26 protein-coding genes are annotated in these 24,228 nt (G+C 71.1%); 14 read left to right on the top strand and 12 right to left on the bottom strand.

The genetic code is table 11. The features are described from left to right. The first annotated feature begins 9 nt into the window (after positions 1-9). Positions 10-2,418 carry an FUSC family protein gene (locus tag RBJ77_RS43075; protein WP_372349992.1) on the top strand — a complete coding sequence of 803 codons (2,409 nt, stop codon included), beginning with the start codon at positions 10-12 and terminating at the stop codon, positions 2,416-2,418. A gap of 33 nt (positions 2,419-2,451) precedes the next feature. On the opposite strand, the gene RBJ77_RS43070 is transcribed toward RBJ77_RS43075, so the two are convergent. Then, entirely contained in the window at positions 2,452-2,943 is a 492-nt protein-coding gene (locus RBJ77_RS43070; protein ID WP_372349991.1) for a hypothetical protein, read from the bottom strand. A gap of 166 nt (positions 2,944-3,109) precedes the next feature. Between RBJ77_RS43070 and rpmG the strand changes: the two genes are divergently transcribed. Continuing rightward, a complete protein-coding gene (gene rpmG, locus RBJ77_RS43065; protein ID WP_255980253.1) occupies positions 3,110-3,274 on the top strand; it encodes a 50S ribosomal protein L33 in 165 nt (54 codons plus the stop codon). A 5-nt stretch (positions 3,275-3,279) separates the two neighbouring features. Continuing rightward, positions 3,280-3,522, top strand: a complete 243-nt coding sequence (locus RBJ77_RS43060; RefSeq protein WP_255980283.1) for a type B 50S ribosomal protein L31 — start codon at positions 3,280-3,282, stop codon at positions 3,520-3,522. 73 nt (positions 3,523-3,595) lie between these two features. On the opposite strand, the gene RBJ77_RS43055 is transcribed toward RBJ77_RS43060, so the two are convergent. Further along, complete coding sequence (locus tag RBJ77_RS43055) at positions 3,596-5,080, bottom strand: aldehyde dehydrogenase family protein (protein WP_372349990.1); 1,485 nt, start codon at positions 5,078-5,080, stop codon at positions 3,596-3,598. A gap of 99 nt (positions 5,081-5,179) precedes the next feature. Next, on the bottom strand, positions 5,180-6,046 hold the full coding sequence (locus RBJ77_RS43050) for a helix-turn-helix domain-containing protein (protein WP_372349989.1): 867 nt from the start codon (positions 6,044-6,046) through the stop codon (positions 5,180-5,182). 259 nt (positions 6,047-6,305) lie between these two features. On the opposite strand from RBJ77_RS43050, the gene RBJ77_RS43045 reads away from it, so the two are divergent. Beyond that, positions 6,306-6,797 carry an ATP-binding protein gene (locus RBJ77_RS43045; RefSeq protein ID WP_372350025.1) on the top strand — a complete coding sequence of 164 codons (492 nt, stop codon included), beginning with the start codon at positions 6,306-6,308 and terminating at the stop codon, positions 6,795-6,797. 60 nt (positions 6,798-6,857) lie between these two features. Here the strand turns inward: RBJ77_RS43045 and RBJ77_RS43040 are convergent, their stop codons facing one another. The 4 genes from RBJ77_RS43040 to RBJ77_RS43025 all read right to left on the bottom strand — a co-directional run bounded on the left by RBJ77_RS43040 (position 6,858) and on the right by RBJ77_RS43025 (position 8,450). Next, positions 6,858-7,100 (bottom strand): DUF397 domain-containing protein, encoded by a 243-nt coding sequence (locus RBJ77_RS43040; RefSeq protein ID WP_372349988.1) that lies wholly within the window; start codon positions 7,098-7,100, stop codon positions 6,858-6,860. Positions 7,101-7,259: 159 nt separating this feature from the next. Next, on the bottom strand, positions 7,260-7,718 hold the full coding sequence (locus RBJ77_RS43035; RefSeq protein ID WP_372349987.1) for an SRPBCC domain-containing protein: 459 nt from the start codon (positions 7,716-7,718) through the stop codon (positions 7,260-7,262). Beyond that, positions 7,715-8,071: a metalloregulator ArsR/SmtB family transcription factor gene (locus tag RBJ77_RS43030; protein WP_372349986.1), complete on the bottom strand. Its 357-nt coding sequence runs from the start codon at positions 8,069-8,071 to the stop codon at positions 7,715-7,717. Before RBJ77_RS43030 ends, RBJ77_RS43035 begins: the two co-directional genes overlap by 4 nt. Before the next feature lie 4 nt (positions 8,072-8,075). Continuing rightward, positions 8,076-8,450 (bottom strand): VOC family protein, encoded by a 375-nt coding sequence (locus RBJ77_RS43025; RefSeq protein WP_372349985.1) that lies wholly within the window; start codon positions 8,448-8,450, stop codon positions 8,076-8,078. A 157-nt stretch (positions 8,451-8,607) separates the two neighbouring features. On the opposite strand from RBJ77_RS43025, the gene RBJ77_RS43020 reads away from it, so the two are divergent. From RBJ77_RS43020 to RBJ77_RS43005, 4 genes are all read left to right on the top strand, one after another. Next, a complete protein-coding gene (locus RBJ77_RS43020; protein WP_372349984.1) occupies positions 8,608-9,144 on the top strand; it encodes a DinB family protein in 537 nt (178 codons plus the stop codon). A gap of 28 nt (positions 9,145-9,172) precedes the next feature. Then, positions 9,173-9,844, top strand: coding sequence for a PadR family transcriptional regulator (locus tag RBJ77_RS43015; protein ID WP_372349983.1), 672 nt, complete (start codon positions 9,173-9,175; stop codon positions 9,842-9,844). 90 nt (positions 9,845-9,934) lie between these two features. Continuing rightward, a complete protein-coding gene (locus RBJ77_RS43010; RefSeq protein WP_372349982.1) occupies positions 9,935-10,861 on the top strand; it encodes an ATP-binding cassette domain-containing protein in 927 nt (308 codons plus the stop codon). Then, positions 10,858-11,625: an ABC transporter permease gene (locus tag RBJ77_RS43005; RefSeq protein ID WP_372349981.1), complete on the top strand. Its 768-nt coding sequence runs from the start codon at positions 10,858-10,860 to the stop codon at positions 11,623-11,625. Before RBJ77_RS43010 ends, RBJ77_RS43005 begins: the two co-directional genes overlap by 4 nt. Before the next feature lie 386 nt (positions 11,626-12,011). On the opposite strand, the gene RBJ77_RS43000 is transcribed toward RBJ77_RS43005, so the two are convergent. Both RBJ77_RS43000 and RBJ77_RS42995 read right to left on the bottom strand, forming a co-directional pair. After that, positions 12,012-13,430 carry a glutamate decarboxylase gene (locus RBJ77_RS43000; RefSeq protein ID WP_372349980.1) on the bottom strand — a complete coding sequence of 473 codons (1,419 nt, stop codon included), beginning with the start codon at positions 13,428-13,430 and terminating at the stop codon, positions 12,012-12,014. Positions 13,431-13,475: 45 nt separating this feature from the next. Further along, the gene (locus tag RBJ77_RS42995; protein WP_372349979.1) at positions 13,476-14,726 is read right to left on the bottom strand and encodes an ion channel protein; all 1,251 of its coding nucleotides are present in this window, start codon (positions 14,724-14,726) and stop codon (positions 13,476-13,478) included. A gap of 236 nt (positions 14,727-14,962) precedes the next feature. Between RBJ77_RS42995 and RBJ77_RS42990 the strand changes: the two genes are divergently transcribed. Beyond that, positions 14,963-15,724 (top strand): MerR family transcriptional regulator, encoded by a 762-nt coding sequence (locus RBJ77_RS42990; RefSeq protein WP_372349978.1) that lies wholly within the window; start codon positions 14,963-14,965, stop codon positions 15,722-15,724. Between the two features lie 21 nt (positions 15,725-15,745). Here RBJ77_RS42990 and RBJ77_RS42985 read toward each other — a convergent pair whose 3' ends face one another. Continuing rightward, entirely contained in the window at positions 15,746-16,120 is a 375-nt protein-coding gene (locus RBJ77_RS42985; protein WP_372349977.1) for a YbjQ family protein, read from the bottom strand. Positions 16,121-16,257: 137 nt separating this feature from the next. Between RBJ77_RS42985 and RBJ77_RS42980 the strand changes: the two genes are divergently transcribed. Next, entirely contained in the window at positions 16,258-16,947 is a 690-nt protein-coding gene (locus tag RBJ77_RS42980) for a DedA family protein (RefSeq protein WP_372349976.1), read from the top strand. A 277-nt stretch (positions 16,948-17,224) separates the two neighbouring features. Here RBJ77_RS42980 and RBJ77_RS42975 read toward each other — a convergent pair whose 3' ends face one another. Beyond that, positions 17,225-18,898, bottom strand: a complete 1,674-nt coding sequence (locus RBJ77_RS42975; RefSeq protein WP_372349975.1) for a threonine/serine exporter ThrE family protein — start codon at positions 18,896-18,898, stop codon at positions 17,225-17,227. 133 nt (positions 18,899-19,031) lie between these two features. Then, positions 19,032-19,523: an inorganic diphosphatase gene (locus tag RBJ77_RS42970; protein ID WP_164303342.1), complete on the bottom strand. Its 492-nt coding sequence runs from the start codon at positions 19,521-19,523 to the stop codon at positions 19,032-19,034. Between the two features lie 177 nt (positions 19,524-19,700). Here RBJ77_RS42970 and dacB point away from each other — a divergent pair, with 177 nt between their 5' ends. The 4 genes from dacB to hpt all read left to right on the top strand — a co-directional run bounded on the left by dacB (position 19,701) and on the right by hpt (position 24,210). Next, positions 19,701-21,179 (top strand): D-alanyl-D-alanine carboxypeptidase/D-alanyl-D-alanine-endopeptidase, encoded by a 1,479-nt coding sequence (dacB, locus tag RBJ77_RS42965; protein WP_372349974.1) that lies wholly within the window; start codon positions 19,701-19,703, stop codon positions 21,177-21,179. 64 nt (positions 21,180-21,243) lie between these two features. Further along, entirely contained in the window at positions 21,244-22,389 is a 1,146-nt protein-coding gene (locus RBJ77_RS42960) for a zinc-dependent metalloprotease (RefSeq protein WP_372349973.1), read from the top strand. A 208-nt stretch (positions 22,390-22,597) separates the two neighbouring features. Continuing rightward, positions 22,598-23,605, top strand: coding sequence for a tRNA lysidine(34) synthetase TilS (tilS, locus tag RBJ77_RS42955; protein ID WP_372349972.1), 1,008 nt, complete (start codon positions 22,598-22,600; stop codon positions 23,603-23,605). Between the two features lie 65 nt (positions 23,606-23,670). Then, a complete protein-coding gene (gene hpt / locus RBJ77_RS42950; protein WP_372349971.1) occupies positions 23,671-24,210 on the top strand; it encodes a hypoxanthine phosphoribosyltransferase in 540 nt (179 codons plus the stop codon). Positions 24,211-24,228 lie beyond the last annotated feature (18 nt).

Genomic DNA, 24,228 nt, shown 5'->3' with positions numbered 1-24,228 from the left:
TCTGGCGGGGTGAGCTGGTTCCGGGCGCTGAAGGACACCACCCGCTCGGGACTGACGGTCGAGCGGAAACGGCTGGAACCCTCGATCGCCCTGCGCGGCGCGGCGGGTCTCGCCATCGTCATCGCCGTGAGCCTCGCGCTGTTCGGGCCGCTGGTGGCGGCCGGTTCGGCGTTCGGCGCGTTCCAGGCGGCGATCGCGACGTTCCAGCGCAGCTGGCGGCCCCGCCCCGAGCTGGCCGTGGCCTCCGGCGCGAGCCTCGGCATCTCCACGTTCCTCGGCTACCTCACCGGCTCCCACCTGGCCCTCTTCCTGCCCCTCCTCGCCGTCTGGACGTTCCTGGCGGGCCTGTCCTGGGCGGCGGGCCCGACCATCGGCATCATCGCCTCGTCGAACGTCGCGATGATGCTGGTGACCATCACCCTGCCGACGTCGATCTCCGAGGCCGCCGCGCACGCCGCGATGATGATCTTCGGCGGCCTGGTCCAGGCGGCCCTGGTGATCCTCTTTCCCGTACGGAGATGGGGAGCGCAGCGCGACGCACTCGCCGACGCCCTCGCGGCCGAGGCCGACTACGCGCGCCGGCTGCGCCACGACCCGGTCGCCCCGTTCGACCCCGAACCGCTGATGCTGGCCCGCAGCGCCGCCGCCCTCACCCCGCGCCAGGCCCGCACCCGCCCTGCCCAGCTGCACGGCGCGCGCGGCCTCGCCGAACGCATCCGGCCGGTCCTCGCCTCCCTCGCCGACCCGGCGGTCGGCGTCCCGGCGGAGGGGCCCGAACGCGACCGGGTCAGGGAACTCCTCGCCGCCACCGGTTCGATCCTGGACGCGGCGGCCCGCGCCATCCGGCACGGCGACCCGGTGTCGATCCCGGCGGGCGCGGTCGCGGTCTTCCGCACCCCGGACACCAGCGTCATCCTCACGGGCCCGCCCCGGCGAGCGGCCACCCGCCTGGGTTCGCTGCTCCGCGACGTGGTCGAGACGGCGGGCGGCACCCCGTCGGAGGCAGCCGCCTCACCCACCCTCACCCGGCACTGGGCAACGGCCCCTCTCCGCGCCCTCCGCCGCCCACCCCGGTCCACCGGACCCCAGGCCCCGCCGACCGACCCGCCCATCGCGACGACCAGCGCGCCCGCTCCCGCGTCCGATTCGCCCATCCCGGCGCCCGACCTGCCCACCCCCGCGCCCAGCTCCCCCGTCCCGGCGGCCGATCCGCCGACCCCGGCGGCCGCCCCGCCGACCCCAGCGCCGGGCCCGCCCGCCCCCACGGCTCAACCCCCCACCCTCCTGAACCGCCCCAGCCTCGTCCGGCTGCTGCCCGTGGTCGTCGCCGCCGTGCGCAAAGAGGTGCGGCCCGGGTCGCCGATCCTGCGGCACGCCACCCGTGTCACCGTGGTCGCCGTCATCGGCTACCTCCTGGGGAACGCGCTCCCGTTCGGTCACGGCTACTGGGCTCCCATGGCGGCCGTGATGATCATGCGGCCCGACTTCTCCCAGACGTACTCCCGCGCGGTGGCCCGGTTCGGCGGCACGCTCGTGGGCGTGGCCCTGGCCACCGGGGTCGTCCAGCTGACGACCCCGGACACCTACCTCTCCGCCGCCCTGGCCGTCACCTGCGCCTGCCTGATGTACCTGCTCATGCGCACGGGCCAGCTCGCGGCCCAGGCCTGCGTCGCCGCGTACGTCGTCTTCCTGCTCGGCATGGGCGGCGAGACCTGGGACCAGACCGTCCCGGAGCGCGTCGTGCTCACCCTGGTCGGCGGCCTCCTGGCGATGCTGTCGTACGCCCTGTACCCGGCCTGGGAGACCCCGCGCCTGCGCACCCGCCTCGCCGACTGGCTCACCGCGCTCGGTGAGTACGCGGCCGCGGTCGTCGGCCACTACGCCCACCCGGAGGGCAAGTCCTGCCCGGACGTCCGCGAGGCCCTGCTGAACGCCCGTAACGCGCACATCGCCTGGCAGGAGGCGGTGGCCAGGGCCAAGACCGAACCCGTACGGCACCGCGGCCTGTCCCGGGCCGCCGCCGACGACGCCGCGCACGCCCTGCACCACTTCGGCCGCGTCGCGATGCTGATGGAGGCCCATCTCCCGGAGCGCGACGCCACCCCGGTCCCCGCGGCCGAGCAGCTCGCCGACGCCCTGCGCGCGGCGACCCGCGACGGCGCCCGCGCTATCCGCGAGCGCCGGGTCCCGCGCTGGAAACCGGTCCGCGCCGCCCTCGACGCCTGGGACGGCGAGGGCGTCCCCGACCGGGTCGTGCGCCGCGGCGCCGGCCTGCTCCTCGGCACCCTCGACGAACTCACCGAGGCCCTCGACACCGACGAGCCCCCGATGACCGTCAAGCCTCGGGACGAGGCGCAGGACAAGGCCCCGGAAGCTTCCCGAGCCCCGGAAACGCCGGACGGGCCGCGCGGCTCCTGAGAGCGCACGGCCCGACGGACGGGGCGGGACGGGTCAGTTGGTGGGCATCCCGCTCGGCAGCCCCTCCGGCAGCTTCCCGTCCTTGGACTTCGTGAAGGTGTCCCGCGCCCCGGCGTCCCAGGAGACCTTCATCGTCGTGCCGTCGTTGGACTCGATCGCCCCCATCGTGCGGTCGGTGCTGCCGTCCGCACACTTGAGGTTCAGCATCGGCTTGCCCATGTCGGCCAGCGCCCCGACGCACAGGTGTCCGTCACCCGTGCTCAGCGACGCCTGCTTGCCGCCGACGACGAGGACGACGGGCTTCCCGTCCGTGGTGGCGCTCCAGATGCCCTCGGCGTCCTTCGCGGATCCGGTCGACCCGCCGGACGACGCTCCGCCGTCGGGCGCCGCCGACGAGGACGACCCGTCCGACGCCTTGTCCTTGCCCTTGTCCTTGCCGCCGTCGTCACTGCTGCAGCCGGTCACCGCGAGAGCGGCCACGACGGCCGCGGCACCCGCGACGACCCGTACGTTCCTGATGCGCACAACATCCCCCTACGTCACTGCTGTTGTCCTGAATCGCGGCTGCAAGTTACCAGCAGTCACCAGGACGAACGACAGGCCACGGGCAGGAAAACGGCGTGACGCACCTCTCACTCCCGACGAGCCCCACCCTATTGAAAACGGGAGTCATTTTCATATACTGAGCCACATGGCACGCAACGAACTCCGCCCAGTGATCAAACTCAGGTCCACCGCGGGGACCGGCTTCACGTACGTGACGCGCAAGAACCGCCGCAACGACCCGGACCGCCTGGCCCTGCGCAAGTACGACCCCGTAGCGGGCCGCCACGTCGACTTCCGAGAGGAGCGATGACCACCATGAAGAACGGCATCCACCCCGAGTACGCCCCCGTCGTCTTCCGCGACCGGGCCGCCGGCCACAGCTTCCTGACCGGCTCGACGATGACGAGCGAGAAGACCGTCGAGTGGACGGACGGGAACACCTACCCCGTCGTCGACGTCGAGATCTCGAACGTCAGCCACCCCTTCTACACCGGCAACCAGCGGGTCCTGGACACCGCGGGCCGCGTCGAGCGCTTCCAGCGCCGGTACGGGAAGTAGCCGGCAGCGGAAGCAGAAGACCCTCCGGGGCGCGGCACCGCCGCGCCCCGGAGGGTCTTCGCAAGGCAGGGGGCTAGAACGGGAACTGCGAGCGGCCGTGCTGGACCGAGATCCACTTCTGCGTGGTGAAGGCCTCCACGGTCGCCTCGCCGTTCAGCCGGCCGAGGCCGGACCGCTTCTCGCCGCCGAACGCCACGAGCGGCTCGTCGTGCACGGTCCCGTCGTTGACGTGGATCATGCCGGTGTCGATCTGCTGGGCGAACGCCACGCCCCGCTCGATGTCCCCGGTGTGCACGGCGCCGCTCAGCCCGTAGGGCGTGTCGTTCGCGATCCGGACCGCCTCCTCGTCCCCGTCGAAGGGGATGAGCAGGGCCACCGGACCGAAGATCTCCTGGCGCAGCACCGGTGAGTCGGCGGGCAGGCCGGTGAGGACGACCGGCTCCACCAGGTTCCCGTCCACCTCGCCCCGGACGAGCGCGGTCCCGCCCTCGGCGAGGGCCTGCTCCACGACGGCCGACACGGCGTCCGCCTGCGTGGAGTTGATGACCGGGCCGATCACGGTCGACGGGTCGCGCGGATCGCCCGCCTTCAGGCCCTTGACCTTCGCCACGAACTTCTCGGTGAACTCCTTCTCGACCTTGCGGTCCACCAGGATCCGGTTCGCGGCCATGCAGACCTGGCCCTGGTGCACGTAGCGGCTGAAGACCGCCGCGTCGACCGCGTAGTCGATGTCGGCGTCGTCGAGCACCGTCAGCGCGCTGTTGCCGCCGAGCTCCAGGACCGCGTGCTTGAACTGCGAGGCGCACACGGTCGCGACGTGCTGACCGATCTTGTCCGAACCGGTGAAGGAGATGACCTTCGGGACCGGGTGGGTCAGGAGCGCGTCACCGATCTCGGCGATGTCCGTGATCACCACGTTCAGCAGACCGGCCGGCAGCCCCGCGTCCTCGAAGATCTTCGCGACCAGCGAGCCGCCGACGATCGGCGTGTTCTGGTGCGGCTTCAGGACCACGCCGTTGCCCAGCGCCAGCGCCGGGGCGACGGACTTGAGCGACAGCAGGAACGGGAAGTTGAAGGGGGAGATGACGCCGACCACCCCGACCGGCACCCGGTAGAGCCGGTTCTCCTTGCCGTCCACCGGGGAGGGGATGACGCGGCCCTGCGGGCGCAGCGCCAGCTGGACGGCCTCGCGCAGGAACTCCTTGGCCAGGTGCAGCTCGAACCCGGCCTTCACCCGCGTGCCGCCGAGCTCGTCGATGATGGCGTCGGCTATGTCCGCCTCGCGCTCCTCGACGATGTGCAGCGCCCGCTCGAAGACCATCCGGCGCGCGTACGCGTTGGTCTTCGCCCAGTCCTTCTGCGCCCGCTCGGCGGCCCGGTACGCCTCGTCGATCTCGTCGGCCGATGCGACGGTGATCGAGGCCAGCTTGTCGCCGCTGTACGGGTTGAAGTCGATGATGTCCCAGGACCCGCGCCCGTCACGCCACTCGCCGTCGATGTACTGCCGGTCCAGTTCCGTGAAGTACGCCTGTGCGGACTGTGACGACTTTGAGGTCATGGGGAGATCCCTTGCTGCAGCGCCGGACACCTGAAGTGACGTCATGGTACGTCCGTTACCTGTCAGTTGCGGCAAGGGATCGGTCAACTGCCGTTGTATTTACGCGAATTCAGTCAGTACCCGGCGCAGCAGATCGATGCTCTCCTCGGGCGAGGGGCACTCCTCCTGGAGCTGCGCCATCGCCCGCTCGTACTGCGCGACGTCCTCGCGCTTGTCCAAGTACAGGGCGCTGGTGAGCTGTTCGAGGAAGACGACGTCCGAGAGGTCGGACTCCGGGAAGGTGAGCACGGTGAAGGTGCCGGACTCGCCGGAGTGCCAGCCGTGGCTGAACGGCATGATCTGCAGCGTCAGATGGGGCAGTTGGGCCACCTCGATCAGATGCTCCAGCTGTCCGCGCATCACGTCGCGCCCGCCCTGCACGCGGCGCAGCGCGGCCTCGTCGAGCACGATGTGGATGTCCGGCGCCCGCTCGGCGACCAGCAGCTTCTGGCGCTCCAGGCGCAGTGCCACGCGCCGGTCGATGTCCTCGGCGGCGGCGCCCTTCATGCCGTGCCGGACGACCGCGTGCGCATACGCCTCGGTCTGCAGCAGGCCGTGCACGAACTGGGCCTCGTAGCCGCGGATCAGCGAGGCGGCGCCCTCCAGGCCGATGTACGTCTGGAACCAGCCGGGCAGCACGTCCGAGTAACTGTGCCACCAGCCCGCGACGTTGGCCTCTTTCACGAGGGAGAGCAGCGCGGTGCGCTCGGCCTCGTCCGCCACCCCGTACAGCGTCAGCAGATCCTCTACGTCCCTCGCCTTGAAGCTCACCCGTCCCAACTCCAAGCGGCTGATCTTCGATTCGGAGGCGCGGATCGAGTAGCCGGCGGCCTCTCGTGTGATGCCGCGCGCTTCCCTCAGGCGCCTCAGTTGCGAGCCCAGCAGAATGCGCCGCACCACCGAGCCGCTCGACTCCCCAGCGGTCACGTCTCTTCATCCTCCCCATCGGTTCAAGGGCCGCAGTCTGCCATTAAAACGCTCCAGCCCGTACTCGTTCGGTTACAGAAAGGGAGAGATGCCGAAAGGGCTGCGCAAGAAGTCGTAGGAAGAAATGAGCAAGAAGCGGTGCGGGAACGACCAAGTCGGGCGCGTGCACGTGCATCTGCCCTTGCATCCGATGTACGCATTCGGAACGATGGTCGTCACCACCGCTCGCTACGTACTGCGAAACTGGGGAGAGCCTCGCATGGGGACGAATGGATCGACCATGCTCGAGCCGTTAAGGCAGGGGCTGCCTCCGCTCGATCCCTCGGCCGTCTCCAGTGCCGCGTCGTGCGCCCTGCCCGCCCGCTACGAAGCGGTGCGCAGCGCACGGGAGTTCACCCGCCGCACCCTCGCCGACTGGGACGTGCCCGAGCGCTTCGACGACATCTGTCTGGTGGTCTCGGAGCTGGTCACGAACGCCCTGCGGCACGCGCTGCCGGCCGACACCCCGTACGACCAGGACCCGCCCGTACGGCTGCACCTGATGCGCTGGGCCTCACGGGTGGTCTGCGCGGTGCGCGATCCCAGCAACGACAGCCCGGTCGCGGGCGACGGCGAGGGCGTGGTGGACGACTTCGCCTCGGAGTCCGGGCGCGGCCTGTTCCTCGTCGATTCGTTCAGTGACGGCTGGGGGTGGCATCCGCTGGCGGGCACGCTGAGCGGAAAGGTCGTCTGGGCTCTGTTCAGACTGTGAACGCGGGCCCGTATCGGCGTACGGACGGGTAGGACGTGGCGCGTGCCGGATCTACGCGCGTCAGGCGCCCGCTACCAGATGGTCGAACTCCCCGTCCTTCACACCGAGCAGCATCGCCTCGATCTCCGCGGGCGTGTACACGAGCGCGGGACCGTCGGGGAAGTTCGAGTTGCGGACGGCGACCCTGCCGCCGGGCAGCTTGGCGAACTCCACGCAGGAACCCTGCGAGTTGCTGTGCCTGCTCTTCTGCCAGACCACTCCGTGCAGCTCCGTGGCCGCCATGCCGTTGTACACGTGATGCACGGTTCGCTCCCCGGTGGTGCTGTGACTGTGAACTGACCCTGTGATGGATGAGAAAGCAGTGGTCAACTGCCCCAACTGTCCAGGATCATAGCTGTGTTCATATGCCAATGCATGGGCAGATGCACGTGCACGCGGGGTGTTCCCTCGGTTACAGCGTTGTCAGTAGCTGCCGAGTACCTGCCCCAATGCGCGCATGACATGCGAACGCCAGCCACCGTCCATGATCTTCCGGGCCATCTCCTGCGCCGGGTCGTCCGGGTCGAACCCCTCGTGCACAAGGAAGAGACGCGTCCCGCGCCCTTCCGGCTCCAGGGTCCAAGTGATCGTCCAGTCCGCGGCGTTGGCGGGGTCGCGGTCGGTCCAGCGGACGCTCAGCATCCGCCCGTCCGCGTAGTCGAGCACCTCGACGTCGACCGTTCCCGAGAAGTTCGTGTTCGGGCGCGGGACCGAGGTCATCGCGTACCGGTGCCCGATCCGGAGCTGGAAGTCCTCGCTGCCGGGCATCATCCAGCGCCGGATCAGCTCGGGCTCGGTCAGCGCCCGCCAGACCTTGGCCGGCGGGTGCGGGAGGAACTGGTCGACGGTGATGCGAGTGGGGTCGGGCTCGTCGGTGCTCATGAGGCGTCATCGTCGGGCATGGCGTCCAGCACCTCGCCGAGGCCGGTCAGCCGCTGCCGCCAGAACCGCTCGTAGGGGTGCAGCCAGTCCTGCACGTCGGCGAGCGGGGCGGCCTCCAGCCGGTAGATGCGCTGCCGGCCGGCCCGCTCCTCGCTCACCAGTCCGGCCTCCCGCAGCACCTTCAGGTGCTCCGACAGGCTCGGCCGGGCCATGTCGAACCGGTCGGCGATGGCCCCCGCCGGCTGCGGCCCCCGCTCGCGCAGCAGTCGCAGGACCTCGCGCCGGGTGCCGTTGGCGAGCGCGGCGAACAGCCGGTCCTGCCCGGCGGTGTCACGCGTGCTCGCGGTGGCCATGGCGTCAGAAGCCTTCCTTCTCCGTGATCAGCATCAGACCGTTGCCGTCCGGGTCGCGGAATCCCGCCATCCGCCCCCACGGCAGTTCGTCGGGACCGCTGACCTCGACCCCGGCGGCGGCCAGGCGGGCGCAGTCGGCGTCGACATCGGTCGTGACCAACATGATCCCCTGCGCCGATCCCGGCACGAAACCGCCCATGCCCGGGCCGGCGAGCGTGAAGACGGTCTGCGCGCCGGCGGGGGCGACCTGCAGCCAGCGCCCCGGCGGCATCTCCCGGTCCGCGGTGATGTCAAAGCCGAGCACGTCGACGTAGAAGCGCAGGGCCCGGTCCTGGTCGGCGACGGGGAGGGTGACGAAGGAGGCGTGGGTGACGTTCATGCCGCCACGATAAGTAGGAGATTCCCTACGCGTCAAACGTAGGAAAGTTCCTACGCGTAAATCGGTGGCGCCATCCGCCTTGCGGCCAGAAGCTGACCGCAAGCCTCCCTATCTTTCTCGGTACCGGCAGCAAGGCGACGACGAAAGGCGGCCCCCGATGGTCATGCACGTTTCTCCCGAAGCCCGAGGCGACGAGTGCGGGGCGCTGCTCGCGTTCATCGAGGAGCAGCGGGGCGGCATCCGCCGGTCCCTGCTCGGCCTCACCGACGAGCAGGCGTCCGCCACGCCCAGCGCCAGCTCCCTGTCCCTGGTGGGGATCGCCAAGCACGTGGCCGAGGTCGAGGAGGGCTGGATCGCCCTGGCCGGCGGTCCGAGGCCCCAGGTGGAGCGCACGCAGGAGGCGTATCTGGACGGCTTCCGGCTCCTGGAGGGCGAGTCGGTGAAGTCGGTCCTCGCGTACTGGGAGGACGTGGCGCGCCGCACCGAGGAGTTCTTCCGGGCGGCTCCCGGCCTCGACGACACGTTCCCGCTGCCCGACGAGCCCTGGTTCCCCGACGGCCAGGAGGTCTCGCTGCGCTGGCTCGGTCTGCACCTGATCCGCGAGACGGCCCGGCACGCGGGCCACGCCGACATCGTCCGGGAGTCCCTGGACGGCAAGACCGCCTTCGAGCTGGTGGCCCTCGCCCACCAGTGAGGACCGGTCACGTCCTACGCTTGACTCCATGTCAGCGATCCGCCTCCTGGTCCTCGGGGCCGTACGCCAGCACGGCCGCGCGCACGGCTACCAGGTGCGCAACGACCTGGAGTACTGGGGCGCCCACGAGTGGTCGAACGCCAAGCCGGGGTCGATCTACCACGCCCTGAAGCAGATGGCGAAGCAAGGGCTGCTGGTCGCGCACGAGGTCGCCCCGTCCACGGCGGGCGGCCCGCCGCGCACCGAGTACGAGATCACGGAGCAGGGCACCGAGGAGTACCTCGCCCTGCTCCGTGAGTCGCTCACCGCCTACGACCAGCGGCCCGACATCCTCACGGCGGCCCTCGGCTTCATGGTCGACCTGCCGCGCGAGGAGGCGATGGGCCTGCTCAAGGAGCGGGTGCGCCGGATCGAGGAGTGGCGGACCTCCGTCACCGAGTACTACACGCCCGAGGACGGCCCCGAGCAGCTCGGCCACATCGGCGAGATCATGAACTACTGGGTGTACTCGGCGGACACCGGCGCGAAGTGGACCCGGGGGCTGATCGCCCGGATCGAGGGCGGCGCGTACACCTTCGCGGGCGAGGGGGACCCCTTCGTCGGCGTGCTCGCGGAGGGGCAGGAGAACCCCTTCGCCGCGGGGGAGCAGGCCGAGCGGACGGCGCGGACTGAGCGGCGGGCTCCGGAGGAAGATCGCTAATCAAGTTTGACGAATGGATGAGGGTCGGTTACCTTCGTCCACCTAGTCAAGTTTGACTAGGTGGACTGTGCGGCGAGCGGAGGGAGCCGGATGACGGACGCGATCGTCACCGAAGGGGTGTGCAAGCGGTACGGGGAGAAGGCGGCGCTGGACGGGCTCGACCTGACGGTCGGCCGGGGCACCGTGCACGGGGTGCTCGGGCCGAACGGGGCGGGCAAGACCACCGCCGTCCGCGTCATGGCGACGCTGCTGCGCGCGGACGAGGGCCGCGTCGTGGTCGCCGGCCACGACGTGCGCACCGCGCCGGGCGAGGTGCGGCGCCGGATCGGGCTGCTGGGCCAGCACGCGGCGCTGGACGAGGAGCTGAGCGGGCGGCAGAACCTGGAGATGTTCGGCCGCCTCCACCACCTGGGGGCGCGCGGGGCGGGCGTGCGGGCCGACGAACTCCTCGCCCGGTTCGGCCTCGCGGACACCGGCCGCAAGGCCGTCAAGGCGTACAGCGGAGGCATGCGGCGCCGGCTCGACCTCGCGGCGTCCCTCATCACCGACCCCGAGGTCCTCTTCCTCGACGAACCGACGACGGGCCTCGACCCGCGCGGCCGCGCCGAGGTCTGGGCCGCGGTGCGCTCGCTGGTGGGCGGCGGCACGACGGTGCTGCTCACCACGCAGTACCTGGAGGAGGCCGACCAGCTCGCCGACCGGATCTCGCTGGTCGACCGGGGCCGGGTCGCCGCCGACGGCACGCCGGACCAGCTCAAGGCGCGACTGGGCGGCGACCGGATCGACGTGATCGTCCGCGACGCGGCCCAACTCCCGCGCGTCGCCGACCTGTTGCCGTCCGGCGCCGAGGTCGACGCGGACCGGCGGCTGGTCAGCGCGCCGGTGAAGGACCGGATGGGCGCGCTCACCGACGTCGTCCGGGCCCTTCAGGAGACCGGGATCGAGGCGGAGGACGTGGCGCTGCGCCGGCCGACGCTCGACGAGGTGTTCCTGCGACTGACGGAGGTGCGGGCATGAGCACCGCGATCACCTGGGCGGTCACGGACTCCTGGACCATGACCCGCCGCGAACTCGCCCACTGGGCCCGGCAACCGGTACAGGTCCTGGTGGGCCTCGTCTTCCCCGTGATGCTGCTCGTGATGTTCGGGTATCTGATCGGCGGCGGCAAAGGCATCGAGGGTGACTACGTCGACTTCCTCGTCCCCGGCATGCTGGCGCTGACGATGGCGTTCGGCCTGGAGTCGACGATGCTGGCGGTGACGCAGGACCTGAACAAGGGCGTGATCGACCGGTTCCGGGCCATGCCGATGACCAACGGGGCGGTGCTGGTGGGGCGTTCGGTGGCGGACATGGTGCAGTCGGCGGCGGCGCTGGTGGTCATGGCGGGGGTCGGGCTCGCGCTGGGCTGGCGCACGCACGGCTCCGCCGGGGGGCTGGTGGGGGCGTTCGGCCTCCTCCTGCTCCTCCGCTTCGCGATGCTGTGGATGGGGATCTGGCTGGCGATGGTGGCGGGGCGGCCGGAGCTGGTGCAGGCGGTGCAGATCCTGGTGTGGCCGGTGGGGTTCCTCTCCAACGCCTTTACGGTGCCGGAGACCATGCCGGGCTGGCTCGGGGCGGTCGTCGAGTGGAACCCGATGTCGGCGACGGCGTCCTCGGTGAGGTTCTTGTTCGGTAATCCGGGTGGGGCGGACGAGGTGGCACTGGCGTTGGCGTGGCCGGTGGGGTTGGTGGCGGTGTTCTTTCCGCTGGCGGTACGAAGGTTTGCTGCGCTGAGCAGGTAGGGGTGCGTCTGGTGCGGGTGCGTGGGGGTTGCTCGCGCAGTTCCCCGCGCCCCTGAGCATCTGCCGGGCCGAGCTTTCGTCGTCTTCTGCGGCCCGGCGGGACTTCTCGCGCAGTTCCCCGCGCCCCTGAAGGCATGCGCTGACGCGCAGCCTCCCCCGTCGGGGAGATGCCGCACCGAAGGTGCGCATCTCGGGGGCGCGGGGAACTGCGCGAGCGACCACGACGAGGCGCGCGCCAAAAATCGATCCGCGACATGGCAGACGCTCCAGGGGCGCGGGGAACTGCGCGAGCAGCCCCTCCGCACCCGCAGACGCCGTCCCAGGAGCAGGGTTCCGCCCGTGGGGGCGGATGGCGGTGCAGTCGCCCCCAGGGGGCCGGTCAACCGTTAGTGGTGGAAGCCTGTCGCTGCCTCGCGGTCATGCGTGAAGGGGTGCGGTTGGCGGCGCAGTTCCGGCAGCAACCGCCCCAGGTCCTCGATCAGAAGCTCCGCCAGGTCCGACGAGAACCCGTTGCGGCACACCACCCGCAGGACGGCCAGATCCTCCCGGTGCGCCGGGAACGTGTAGGCCGGGACCAGCCACCCCCGCTCCCGCAACCGCCGCGACACGTCGAACACGTCGAACGCCTTCACGTCGTCCGCCGTGGTGAACGCGAACACCGGCAACTCGTCGCCGCGCGTGATGAGCTGGAAGTCGCCCAGCGCCTCGATCCGCTCGGCGAGCCCCCGCGCCACGTCCCGCGTGGCCTGCTGCACCGCCCGGTACCCCTCCCGGCCGAGCCGCAGGAACGAGTAGTACTGGGCGACCACCTGCGCCCCGGGCCGCGAGAAGTTCAGCGCGAACGTGGGCATGTCGCCGCCCAGGTAGTTCACCCGGAACACCAGCTCCTCCGGCAGGGCGTCCGCGTTCCGCCACAGGGCCCAGCCGACCCCCGGGTACACGAGCCCGTACTTGTGGCCCGACGTGTTGATCGACGCGACCCGCGGGAGGCGGAAGTCCCACGCCAGGTCAGGGTCGAGGAACGGCGCGACCATCGCGCCCGACGCCCCGTCGACGTGCACCGGTATGTCGAGCCCGGTGCGCTCCTGCAACGCGTCGAGCGCGGCGCACAGTTCGGCGATCGGCTCGTACGACCCGTCGAAGGTCGACCCGAGGATGCCGACGACCCCGATCGTGTTCTCGTCGCACAGCTCGGCGGCCGCCGCCGGATCCAGATGGAACCGGTCGCCCTCCATCGGCACCTGCCGCGCCTCCACCTCCCAGAAGGTGCAGAACTTCTCCCAGCAGACCTGCACGTTCACACCCATGACGAGATTGGGGCGGGCCTCGCGCGAGGGGTAGCGGTCGGCGCTGCGCCGCATCCAGCGGCGCTTCAGGGCCATCCCGGCGAGCATGCACGCCTCGCTCGACCCGGTCGTCGAACAGCCCACGGCGGACGTCGGATCCGGCGCGTTCCACAGGTCGGCGAGCATGGCGACGCAGCGGCGCTCCAGCTCCGCCGTGCGCGGGTACTCGTCCTTGTCGATCATGTTCTTGTCCCGGCACTCGCCCATGAGGACGCCGGCCTGCGGCTCCATCCACGTGGTGACGAAGGTGGCGAGGTTGAGCCGGGAGTTGCCGTCCAGCATCAGTTCGTCGTGGACCAGCTGGTACGCGGTCATCGGGGCCAGCGGCCGGTCCGGCAGCCGGTGCTTGGGCGGCGCGTCCGCCATGCCGGCCGTCGGATTGGCCTCGCCGTAGAAGGGATTGACGGCGAGCGGCCGTTCGCCGGGCTTGTCGGAAGGGCTCTGGTGCAACGGGGACATGACCGTAACTCCTTTGCGGACGAAGCGAGTCGGCGCCGGCCGGGCTCAGCGCAGGGCCCGGCCGTCCTCCGACAGTTGCATCTGCGGCCGTCCGGTCACCAGGAGCCAGGCGGGCAATGACGCGATACACATCAGGGCGATGATCGCGGGCGAGGCGACGAGGACCGCCGCCGTGAAGAGACTGACCCAGCCGGAGCGGGTGACGGCGAGCAGGACGCCGAGGACGCCCGCGGCGATGCCGACCGACGCATTCACGCCGGGGACGAGCGCGTGCGCGCACAGCCCGAACGCGGCGCCGACGAAGACCGCGGGGAAGATCCGGCCGCCCCGGAACCCGCAGGACGCCGCGACCAGCAGCGCCGCCAGCTTCACCACGGTCAGCAGCGCGAACTCGCCGGCCGACCGGCCCTCCGGGTCCGCCGCGATCTCCTTGACCTCCTCCAGGCCCTTGAACAGCGTCAGATGGCCGCCGAGCGCGCCCAGCAGGCCGAGCACGAGCCCGCCGACCGGGAGCATCAGCATCGGGTGGCCGAGCCGCCCGAAGGCGCCGTGCACGTACGGGAACGCGTACACCGCCAGCATGGTGAGCACGGCCGCCGCGCAGGCGACGACGACCGCGGACGCCAGGTCGGCCGGGCCCGGGTGATCGAACGGGGCGAGCCCCAGGTCGAAGGAGGGCGAGGCGACGAGCGTGGTGGTCAGCGCGCCGGCCGAGGCGGCGAGCAGCGGCCCGAAGAGGTTGTCCCACAGCGAGCCCTTGAGCGGCATCGCCCGCCCGGCGAGGGCCTCGGAGACCAGCAGGGCGGCGGCGATCGGGGTGCCGAACAGGGCGCCGATGGTGGCCGCCGAGGCGAGGTTCGGCCAGAGCGCGGCGGGCGAGGCGGGCAGCAGGGTGCGGCCGAGCCAGAACATCAGGCCCACGTTCACGGCGATGATCGGGTTCTCGGGGCCCAGGCTCGGCCCGCCGGCCAGCATCAGGGCGGCGGCCAGCGCGAGCCCCGGCAGGACGCGGGGCGCCAGCGGTTCCTCGCCGCCGAGGCCCATCGTGGCCGGGTCGGGGCCCGCGTGTCCGGGCGCCTGCCAGACGACGAGCCCGACCAGGACGCCCGTCAGGGTGAGCATGACGATGATCCAGAGGGACGAGTAGCCGCCGACGCCGAGCGCGTCGGGCAGATCGTCCCAGAGCACGTCCTGGAGCCGTTCGGCGATCCAGCTGAGGGCGAGGAAGAGCAGACTGCAGACGACGCCGACGACGATCGCAGGACCGACGACCGGCAGCAGGGTGCGAGCGGACACGGCGGGAGGAGCCGGGGGAGGGGCCGTGGGCGGGCCCGATGGCGACGGGGCTTCGGCGGGAGTGCTCACGCGGTCACCCTAAGCGGACATTCGACACATAACACCCGGAAGTGTTCGGTCGGACGCGGGCCGGAACGACTTGCACCTCACGTGACGTGAGGACGCAGGCTGATGGGCGTACGACCCGTACGACTCCCGTACGGCACGGAGAGCGCGCACGTGAAGGAGAGCGGGCCATGAGTTACTCGGTGGGCCAGGTGGCCGGATTCGCCGGGGTCACGGTGCGGACGCTGCACCACTACGACCAGATCGGCCTGCTCGTCCCGAGCGAGCGCAACCACGCGGGCCACCGCCGGTACAGCGAGACGGACCTCGACCGGCTCCAGCAGATCCTCTTCTACCGGGAGCTCGGCTTCCCGCTGGACGAGGTGCAGACCCTGCTGGACGACCCGGCGACGGACCCCCGCGCCCACCTGCGGCGCCAGCACGAGGTGCTCGTCGCCCGCATCGAGAGACTGCAGAAGATGGCCGACGCCGTCGAACACGCCATGGAGGCACAGAAGATGGGGATCCAGCTCACACCGGAGGAGCGGTTCGAGGTCTTCGGGGACAAGGACCCGGAGGAGTTCTCCGAGGAGGCCGAGCGCCGCTGGGGCGGCACGGCGGCGTACGCCGAGTCGCAGCGGCGGGCCGCGACCTACTCCAAGGAGGACTGGCAGCGCATGAAGGCCGAGGTCGACGACTGGAGCGCGCGCTACGCGGCCCTCGTCGCGGCCGGCGAGGAACCGACCGGCGAGCGCGCCCTGGCGATGGCCGAGGAGCACCGCGCGCACATCTCCCGGTGGTTCTACGAGTGCCCGTACGAGATGCACGCCGCCCTCGGCGCCATGTACGTGGCCGACGAGCGCTTCAAGGCGTTCTACGACTCCATGGGCGAGGGCGTCGCCGACCACCTGAGCACCGCGATCCACGCGAACGCGCAGCGGCACCAGGAGTGACGCGCGGCAGGCGCGCCCGGCTCACACCATGGGCTCCTGGGCGATGACGGCGGCCGTCCCGTACGCGCACACCTCCGCGGCCCCGTCCATCGCGTCGGTCACGTCGAACCGGAACATGAGCACGGCGTTGGCGCCCCGCGCCCGCGCCTGCTCGACGAGCCGCTCCATGGCCTGGTTCCGGGTCTCGACCAGCGTCTTGGTCAGGCCCTTCAGCTCGCCGCCGATCATGGACTTCAGTCCGGCGCCGATCTGGCTGCCGAGGTGCCGGGACCGTACGGTCAGCCCGAAAACCTCGCCGATGACCTGCTGGACCCGGTACCCCGGGACGTCGTTCGTGGTGACGACGAGCACATCCGCCTGCGGATTCTGGCCGCCGCCGAAGTCTTCGATACCCATACCGACAGGTTTGCCACAGTTGACGCACAGTGCATCCTGAGAGGGCCACTGGAACCTGGCAGGGAAACCCGGCGTTGATAACTTTGCACCGCCATTGCCCTTGCCTGCCTCACCCCCTTCAGGAGCCCGGACCCGTGATGACGCTTGCTCTCGGACCAAGCTGGCTGGACCCGGACTATCTGCTGAACACGTTCGGCATCTGGGGCCTGCTCCTGATCGTCTTCGCCGAGTCGGGCCTGCTCATCGGCTTCTTCCTGCCGGGTGACTCCCTGCTGTTCACGACGGGTCTGCTGATCACGGCGGGCACGCTCGACTTCCCGCTGTGGGGAGCCGTCGCGCTGATCTGCCTCGCGGCGGTCCTCGGTGACCAGGCGGGTTACGTCTTCGGCAAGAAGGTCGGGCCCTCGCTGTTCCGGCGGCCGGACTCCAAGCTGTTCAAGCAGGAGAACGTGCAGAAGGCGCACGAGTTCTTCGAGAAGCACGGCCCCAAGTCGCTGGTCCTGGCCCGCTTCGTGCCCATCGTCCGCACGTTCACGCCGATCATCGCGGGCGTCTCGGGCATGAAGTACCGCTCGTTCATCACGTTCAACGTGATCGGTGGCGTGCTCTGGGGCGCGGGCGTGACGCTGCTCGGCTCCTGGCTGGGGAACATCGAGTTCGTCCACAAGAACATCGAGGCGATCCTGATCCTGATCGTCCTCGTCTCGGTGGTCCCGATCGCGATCGAATTCCTCCGGGCCCGCAGCAAGTCCAAGAAGACGGCCGCGGAGCCGGGCCGCCCGCCCCAGGCGACCCCGTCCCAACGCGGCCGCCACGCCAAGCGCTAGCGCTCCGCTGGGGGGCGGGTGTTGTGGGCGACTGCGGGCCGGTGGGGCTTCTCGCGCAGTTCCCCGCGCCCCTGACGGGGCGCCCCTGAGATGGCGCACGAAGTGCGCATCTCAGGGGCGCGGGGAACTGCGCGACCAGCCCCCACCGGCCCGCAGTCGCAGTCCGCGGGCAGGGTCCTCGTCCAGGGGCTGATCAGGGGCGCGGGGAACTGCGCGACCAGCCACGACGGGCCCGCGCCCGGCCGCGGACCGGATCCCGGCAGACGCCGAACCGGATCTAGAAGCCTCGCGTCCGCTTCGCCGCACGGCGCCCCGACGCCCCGGGCGAGCGGATGAACAGGCGGGAGATCTCCCCACCCAGGTTCACCCCGATCGCGATGGCCATCGCCAGCGCCGCCGCCTTGGACAGCGACACCAGCCCGGCGTCCACGTCGTTCTGGGCGATGTGCAGCAGCCCGAAGTACGTCGCCGAACCCGGCAGCAGCGGCCCGATCGCCGCGGTGACGTACGGCAGCGCCGAAGCGAACTGGTACCGCGAGAAGAGCTGACCGAACAGACCGACCAGCCCGGCCGCCGCCGCGGTGGACGCGACCGGCGAGATCTCGCCGGCGTAGTGCATGGCCCCGTAGACCACCCACGCCACGCCGCCGTTGAGCGTCACGGCGATCACGGTCGACCGCTCCTGCTGCAACAGCACGGCGAACGCGAGGGACAGCGCCATCGACGCCGCGATCTGCCAGTACGGCCGCTGCGGACCCGTCAGCGCCGCCTCCGGGTTGAGCTGCGCGTGCAGCTGCACCCCCACGTACAGCATGATCAGCACGCCGATGACGATGCCCACGAAGAAGTACATGACTTCCAGGAGGCGGGCCGCGGCCGTGATGTAGAAGCCGGTCAGACCGTCCTGGACGCCCGCCACCAGCGCCCGCCCCGGCAGCAGCGCGAACAGCCCACCGGTGATCACCGCGGAGGCGCGCACGTCCACGTAGTCGTGCGCCAGGGTCAGCAGGATGCCGATCGCGGCGGGCGGCATCGCGGCCACCGTGAACTGGTAGAACTCCGGGAACCCGCGCCCCGCGCACAGCCAGGCCAGCCGGTCCCCGAGCATCGCGCCGATCGCCGCCGCGACGAACACGATGAGATCACCGCCGACGAGGATGGAGGCGGCGCCGGCCAGCAGCCCGTTCGCCGCGGTGAGCGCCCAGCCGGGGTAGGGGTGCCGGTTGCGGCGGATCTCCGCGAGCCGCCGGTAGGCCTCCTCCAGGGTGACGCCCGCGGCCTCGTGCTCCGCGTCGCTGATGTCGTCGACGAGCCGGAACACCGCGGCGAGCCGGTTGTAGTCCGTGCCGCGCCGCCGCACCGTGCGCGACGCCGTCACCGGATCGTCGACGAGCGACGGCTGGAAGGAGATCGACAGCAGCGTGAACGTGACCGTCGGCTCGCACCGGTCGAGCCCGTAGGACCGGCACACGGCGAACATCGCCGCCTCCACGTCCTCGGCGCCCTCACCGCCCGCGAGCAGCAGCTCCCCGATGCGCAGCGTCAGGTCGAGCACGCGCGGCACGGCGGGCCCCGCGTCGTCCTCCTTCGCGACCTTCTCCGGCGCGGGCCGCTCGGCGACCGGCATCCGCAGCATCGTGCGCATCCGGTCCTGCCAGGGCGCCTCCTTGGTCAGCTTGACCACGGGGATGCCCTGCGGGGGAGTGAACGCGGGCGGGGACTGCCGGGCACTGTACGTCCGGGGCGGCGTGAACGCGGACCCCTCCGACTCGACGGCGTCCGCCGGCGGCGCGCTGAACCCCTGCGGGAGCGAGAACTCCGACGTGGTCGACGCCTCGTCGTCCACCACCGGCGCCGGTGAGACCACTCCGATGGGCTGGGTGAACGCACTGCGCGCCTCGTCGGACTGCGGTTTGCGGTCCTCCGGGGCCTCGGACTCCCGTTCCGTCACGTCTGCCGATCCTCGCCCTTCGCACGACTACTGACGCGTCTGCCTCATCTACGCCTCAGTATGCGCACGATTACACGAACGGGCCGCACGACCCCGGCTGGGATCGTGCGGCCCGTTCGTGAACGCGCGGGGGTCAGTGACCGCCCTGGTCCTGCGCACGCTTGTAGGAACGCTCGATCTCGGCCTCGGCCTCGGTGCGGCCGACCCAGTCGGCGCCCTCGACGGACTTGCCGGGCTCCAGGTCCTTGTAGACCTCGAAGAAGTGCTGGATCTCCAGGCGGTCGAACTCGGAGACGTGGTGGATGTCGCGCAGGTGCTCCATCCGCGGGTCCGTCGCCGGGACGCACAGCAGCTTGTCGTCGCCGCCGGCCTCGTCCGTCATGCGGAACATGCCGATGGCGCGGCACTTGATGAGGCAGCCCGGGAACGTCGGCTCGTCCAGGATGACCAGGGCGTCCAGCGGGTCGCCGTCCTCGCCCAGCGTGTTCTCGACGAAGCCGTAGTCCGTCGGGTAGGCGGTCGACGTGAACAGACGACGGTCGAGGCGGATGCGACCGGACTCGTGGTCGACCTCGTACTTGTTCCGCGATCCCTTCGGAATCTCGATCGTGACGTCGAACTCCACCGGTGGCTCCTCCATGATCAACACAACGACTGGTGATACTGCTTCTCCCGGGGAGCGACCCCCGGACCCCCAGCCGACTTCGGAGCCGGTGTGCCGCCCGGAAGTGATCGCGCGGCGAGGGGCAGTGGTTAAGTGTCCCTCACGCAGGTGTGTGATCGCGAAAGGGGCTGGTCCGCGGTGCCGGAGCTGAAGGCTTCGCAGCTCGTGAAGAGTGCGGCGAAGACTGTTGCCGGGTCCAAGACCAAGCACGTCACGGTGGGCGCGACGGCGGTGGGTCTCGCCCTCGCGGCCGTCGTGGTGGCCTCGGCCGGTCCCTGGGACGCTTCGGGTCAGCGTAAGGCCGAGGCGCACCGGGCGGCCTCCCAGGAGGCCACGGGTGGCGCAGATCACGGCCGTACGTCCCCGGGAGCACCCTCCGCCGCACCCAGCGCCCCCGCGGTGCTCGCGGCGCCCGGCGCCTCCGTGCCCGGCCCCACCGAGCGCGCCCTGGCCGACGTCCTCGACCCGCTCCTCAAGGACGCCGCGCTCGGCTCGCACCGCACCGCCGCGGTCGTCGACGCCGTCACCGGGAAGAGGCTCTACGGGAAGTCCGCCGGAGACACCCTCACCCCGGCGTCCACGACGAAGCTGGCCACCGCGGTCGCCGCGCTCTCGGCGGCGGGCCCCGACCACCGCATCGCCACCCGCACGGCCCTGGAGAAGGACGCGAAGGAACTCGTCCTGATCGGCGGCGGCGACCCCACGCTCACCGCCCGCGCCAAGAACCCCTACGACGCCGCGAGCCTGCGCACCCTCGCCGACGCCACGGCCGCCGCCCTGAAGAAGAGCGGCACCACCGAGGTGACCCTCTCGTACGACACCTCGCTGTACTCGGGACCGACCACCCACCCCATCGGCCCCAACGAGAACCTCGCCCAGGTCACCGCCCTGATGGCCGACGAGGCCCGGCTCGACGACTCCAACAGCGGACCGGCAGGACGCGCCGCCGACCCCGCCGCGTCGGCCGCGCAGAAGTTCGCCGGCCTGCTGCGCGAGCGCGGCGTCAGGACCAAGGGCGACCCCGGCCCCGGCAAGGCGTCCGGGCAGGCCGAGGACGTCGCGAAGGTCGAGTCGCCGCCGCTGTCCGCCCTCGTCGAGCGGATGCTGACGCACAGCGACAACGACATCGCCGAGGCCCTCGCCCGGCAGACCGCGATCGCCGCCGACGAGAGCCACAGCTTCGACGGCGCCGGCCGGGCCGTCGACAAGCAGCTGGACAAGCTCCGACTCCCGCTCTCCGGCGCCCACTTCGCCGACGGCAGCGGCCTCGACCGCGCCGACAAGATCTCCGCCGACCTGCTCACCGGACTGCTCGCCAAGGCCGCCGACCCCGCCCACCCCGAGCTCCGCTCCGTCCTCACGGGCCTGCCCGTCGCGGGCTTCACCGGCACCCTCACCAACCGCTACGAGGACCCCGCCGACGCCTCGGGGACGGGCCTGGTCCGCGCCAAGACCGGCACCCTCACCGGCGTGAACACCCTCGCCGGCACCGTCGTCGACGCCGACGGACGCCTCCTCGTCTTCGCGTTCATGACGGAGGGCGCCCCGGGACCGCAGGCGGCCCAGGCCGGACTCGACCGCCTGGCCTCCTCCGTGGCGAACTGCGGCTGCCGCTGAGAGTCAGGGTTCAGTCCGGGTCCAACCCCCTTCACGTAGGGAGAGGGTCACGTACCGTTGACGCATGACGAGCATCGGCGGTGCTGCTTCTTCAGGGATGGTCGACTGGAACCTCGCGGTGGCGACCGCGACCCGACTCGTACGCCCCGGTCCGGAGGTGAGCCGCGACGAGGCCCGCGCCATCGTCGCCGAGCTGCGCCGGCACGCCAAGGAGTCCGAGGAGCACGTGCGCGCGTACACGCGCATGGCGACGGACGCGGCGCACGACACCCCCGTCCTCGTCGTCGACCGGCCGGGCTGGGTGAAGGCCAACGTCGCGGGCTTCCGCGAGATCCTCAAGCCGCTGCTCGACAAGATGCAGGAGCGCCGCTCGGGCCCCGGCGGAGCCGTGCTCGGCGCGGTCGGCGGCAAGGTCACCGGCGTCGAACTCGGCATGCTGCTCTCGTTCCTGTCCTCCCGCGTCCTCGGCCAGTACGAGACCTTCGCCCCCGCCACCCGCGAGCTGCCCGCGGCCCCCGACGGCGGCGGCCGGCTGCTGCTCGTCGCGCCGAACATCGTGCACGTCGAGCGCGAACTCGACGTGGATCCGCACGACTTCAGGCTCTGGGTCTGCCTGCACGAGGAGACGCACCGCACCCAGTTCACGGCCGTGCCCTGGCTGCGCGACCACCTGGAGGGCGAAATCCAGTCGTTCCTCGCCGAGACCGAGGTCGACCCCACGACCTTCCTGGAGCGGGTCAGGGAAGCCGCCCAGTCCCTCGCCGGCGGCCGGCCCGACACCGAGGAGGACGACGGCGGCCGCTCCCTGGTCGAACTCGTCCAGTCGCCCGCCCAGCGCGAGATCCTCGCCCGGCTCACCGCCGTCATGTCCCTCCTCGAAGGCCACGCGGACTACGTGATGGACGGCGTCGGCCCCGCCGTCGTGCCGACGGTGGGGGAGATCCGCGAGAAGTTCCAGCAGCGCAGGCAGAAGGGCGCCTCCCGGCTCGACCTCGCCCTGCGCAAGCTCCTGGGCCTGGACGCCAAGCTGCGCCAGTACCGCGACGGCGAGCGCTTCGTGCGCGCGGTCGTCGACCAGGTCGGCATGGACGGCTTCAACCGCGTGTGGACCTCGCCGAACACGCTGCCGACCAAGGCGGAGATCGCCAAACCGGCGGACTGGGTCGCGCGGGTGCACAACAAGACAGACGGCGCTCACGACGCCACGTAAGCCACGCCCAAAATTGCTCAGGATCACCCATCCGAGGGACCGTAGGCCGTGCGCAGGCGTGCAATGCTCGGGGAATCGCTCGGCTCTGTCACCATCGACACACTCTGCGTGACTGAATTCACCGAGTCACCGTTGAGCGACTGAGCCGTTCCAGTCGGTTCTTAGATTGGCGCCCACCCCCCAGACAACGGAATGAAGGGAACCGGACATGGGTCCCCATCCTGCGGTCGCGGCGATACGCCTGGCGGTCCGCCGCGTCCTCCACGACATCCTCAACGAACACCCCCCGCTCTCCCCCGGCGAACAGCCGCTCGTGCTGGTCGCCTGCTCGGGCGGCGCCGACTCCATGGCGCTCGCCTCGGCCCTCGCCTTCGAAGCGCCCAAACTCGGCGTCCGAGCCGGTGGCATCACCGTCGACCACGGTCTGCAGCCCGGCTCCGACACCCGCGCCGAGGACGTCGTGCTGCGCCTGACCGCCCTCGGCCTCGCCCCCGCCGAATCCGTCGCCGTCCGGGTCGGCCGCGAAGGCGGCCCGGAAGCCGCCGCCCGCGACGCGCGCTACGCCGCGCTCGACGCCGCGGCCGCACGCCACGGCGCGACCGCCGTCCTGCTCGGCCACACCCGCGACGACCAGGCCGAGACCGTCCTCCTCGGCCTCGCCCGCGGCTCCGGCATCCGCTCCCTGTCCGGAATGGCCGCGGTCTCGGGGGCCGACGGCCGTTACCGCCGCCCCTTCCTGCGGCTCGACCGGCAGACCGCCCGCAAGGCGTGCCTCGTCCAGCACCTGCCCGTCTGGGACGACCCGCACAACACCGACCCGGCCTACACCAGGTCCCGGCTGCGCCACGAGGGCCTGCCCGCCCTGGAGAAGGCGCTCGGCAAGGGCGTCGTCGAGGCACTCGCCCGTACGGCCCAGCTGTCCCGCGACGACGCCGACGCGCTGGACACCTGGGCCCAGCAGGCCGCCGAATCCGTCCGGGACGCGGCCGGACTCCTCGAATGCGCCAAGCTCTACGCGCTGCCGCCCGCCGTACGCCGCCGCATCCTGCGCAAGGCCGCCATCGAGGCGGGCGCCCCGGCCGGTGCGCTCTTCGCCCGCCACATCGAAGAGGTCGACCGTCTGATCACCGGATGGCGCGGCCAGGGGGAGATCAATCTCCCGGGCAAAGTCGTCGCCCAGCGACAGGGTGGCAGACTGGTCATCCGGCAAGGCTGAGTTCGCGGCTCACGTCGCGGCGGCCGGTGGGACGACCGAAAGTGATGCGGGTGGACGCGAAAGACATGGGCACCGACCTTCAGTCGGTGCTCATCACCAAGGAAGAGATCGACGCGAAGCTGGCCGAGCTGGCCGGCAAGGTCGATGCCGAATACGCGGGCAAGGACCTGCTCATCGTCGGAGTCCTCAAGGGCGCCGTGATGGTCATGGCGGACCTGGCACGCGCCCTGTCCACCCCCGTCACCATGGACTGGATGGCCGTGTCGTCGTACGGCGCGGGCACCCAGTCCTCCGGTGTCGTCCGGATCCTCAAGGACCTGGACACCGACATCAAGGGCAAGCACGTCCTGATCGTCGAGGACATCATCGACTCCGGCCTGACACTGTCCTGGCTGCTCACCAACCTCGGCTCGCGCGAGCCCGCCTCCCTCGAGGTGTGCACGCTGCTGCGCAAGCCGGAGGCGGCCAAGGTCGCCATCGACGTGAAGTGGGTCGGCTTCGACATCCCGAACGAGTTCGTGGTCGGGTACGGCCTGGACTACGCCGAGAAGTACCGGAACCTGCCGTTCGTCGGCACGCTCGCGCCGCACGTGTACGGCGGCTGAGCACGCGTCACATCGGCG

The sequence above is a fragment of the Streptomyces sp. KL116D genome (assembly GCF_030766975.1).
GTDB lineage: Bacteria > Actinomycetota > Actinomycetes > Streptomycetales > Streptomycetaceae > Streptomyces > Streptomyces longispororuber_A.
Note: the sequence above shows the minus strand (reverse complement) of the source record. Positions and strands in the feature narration are given on the sequence as shown.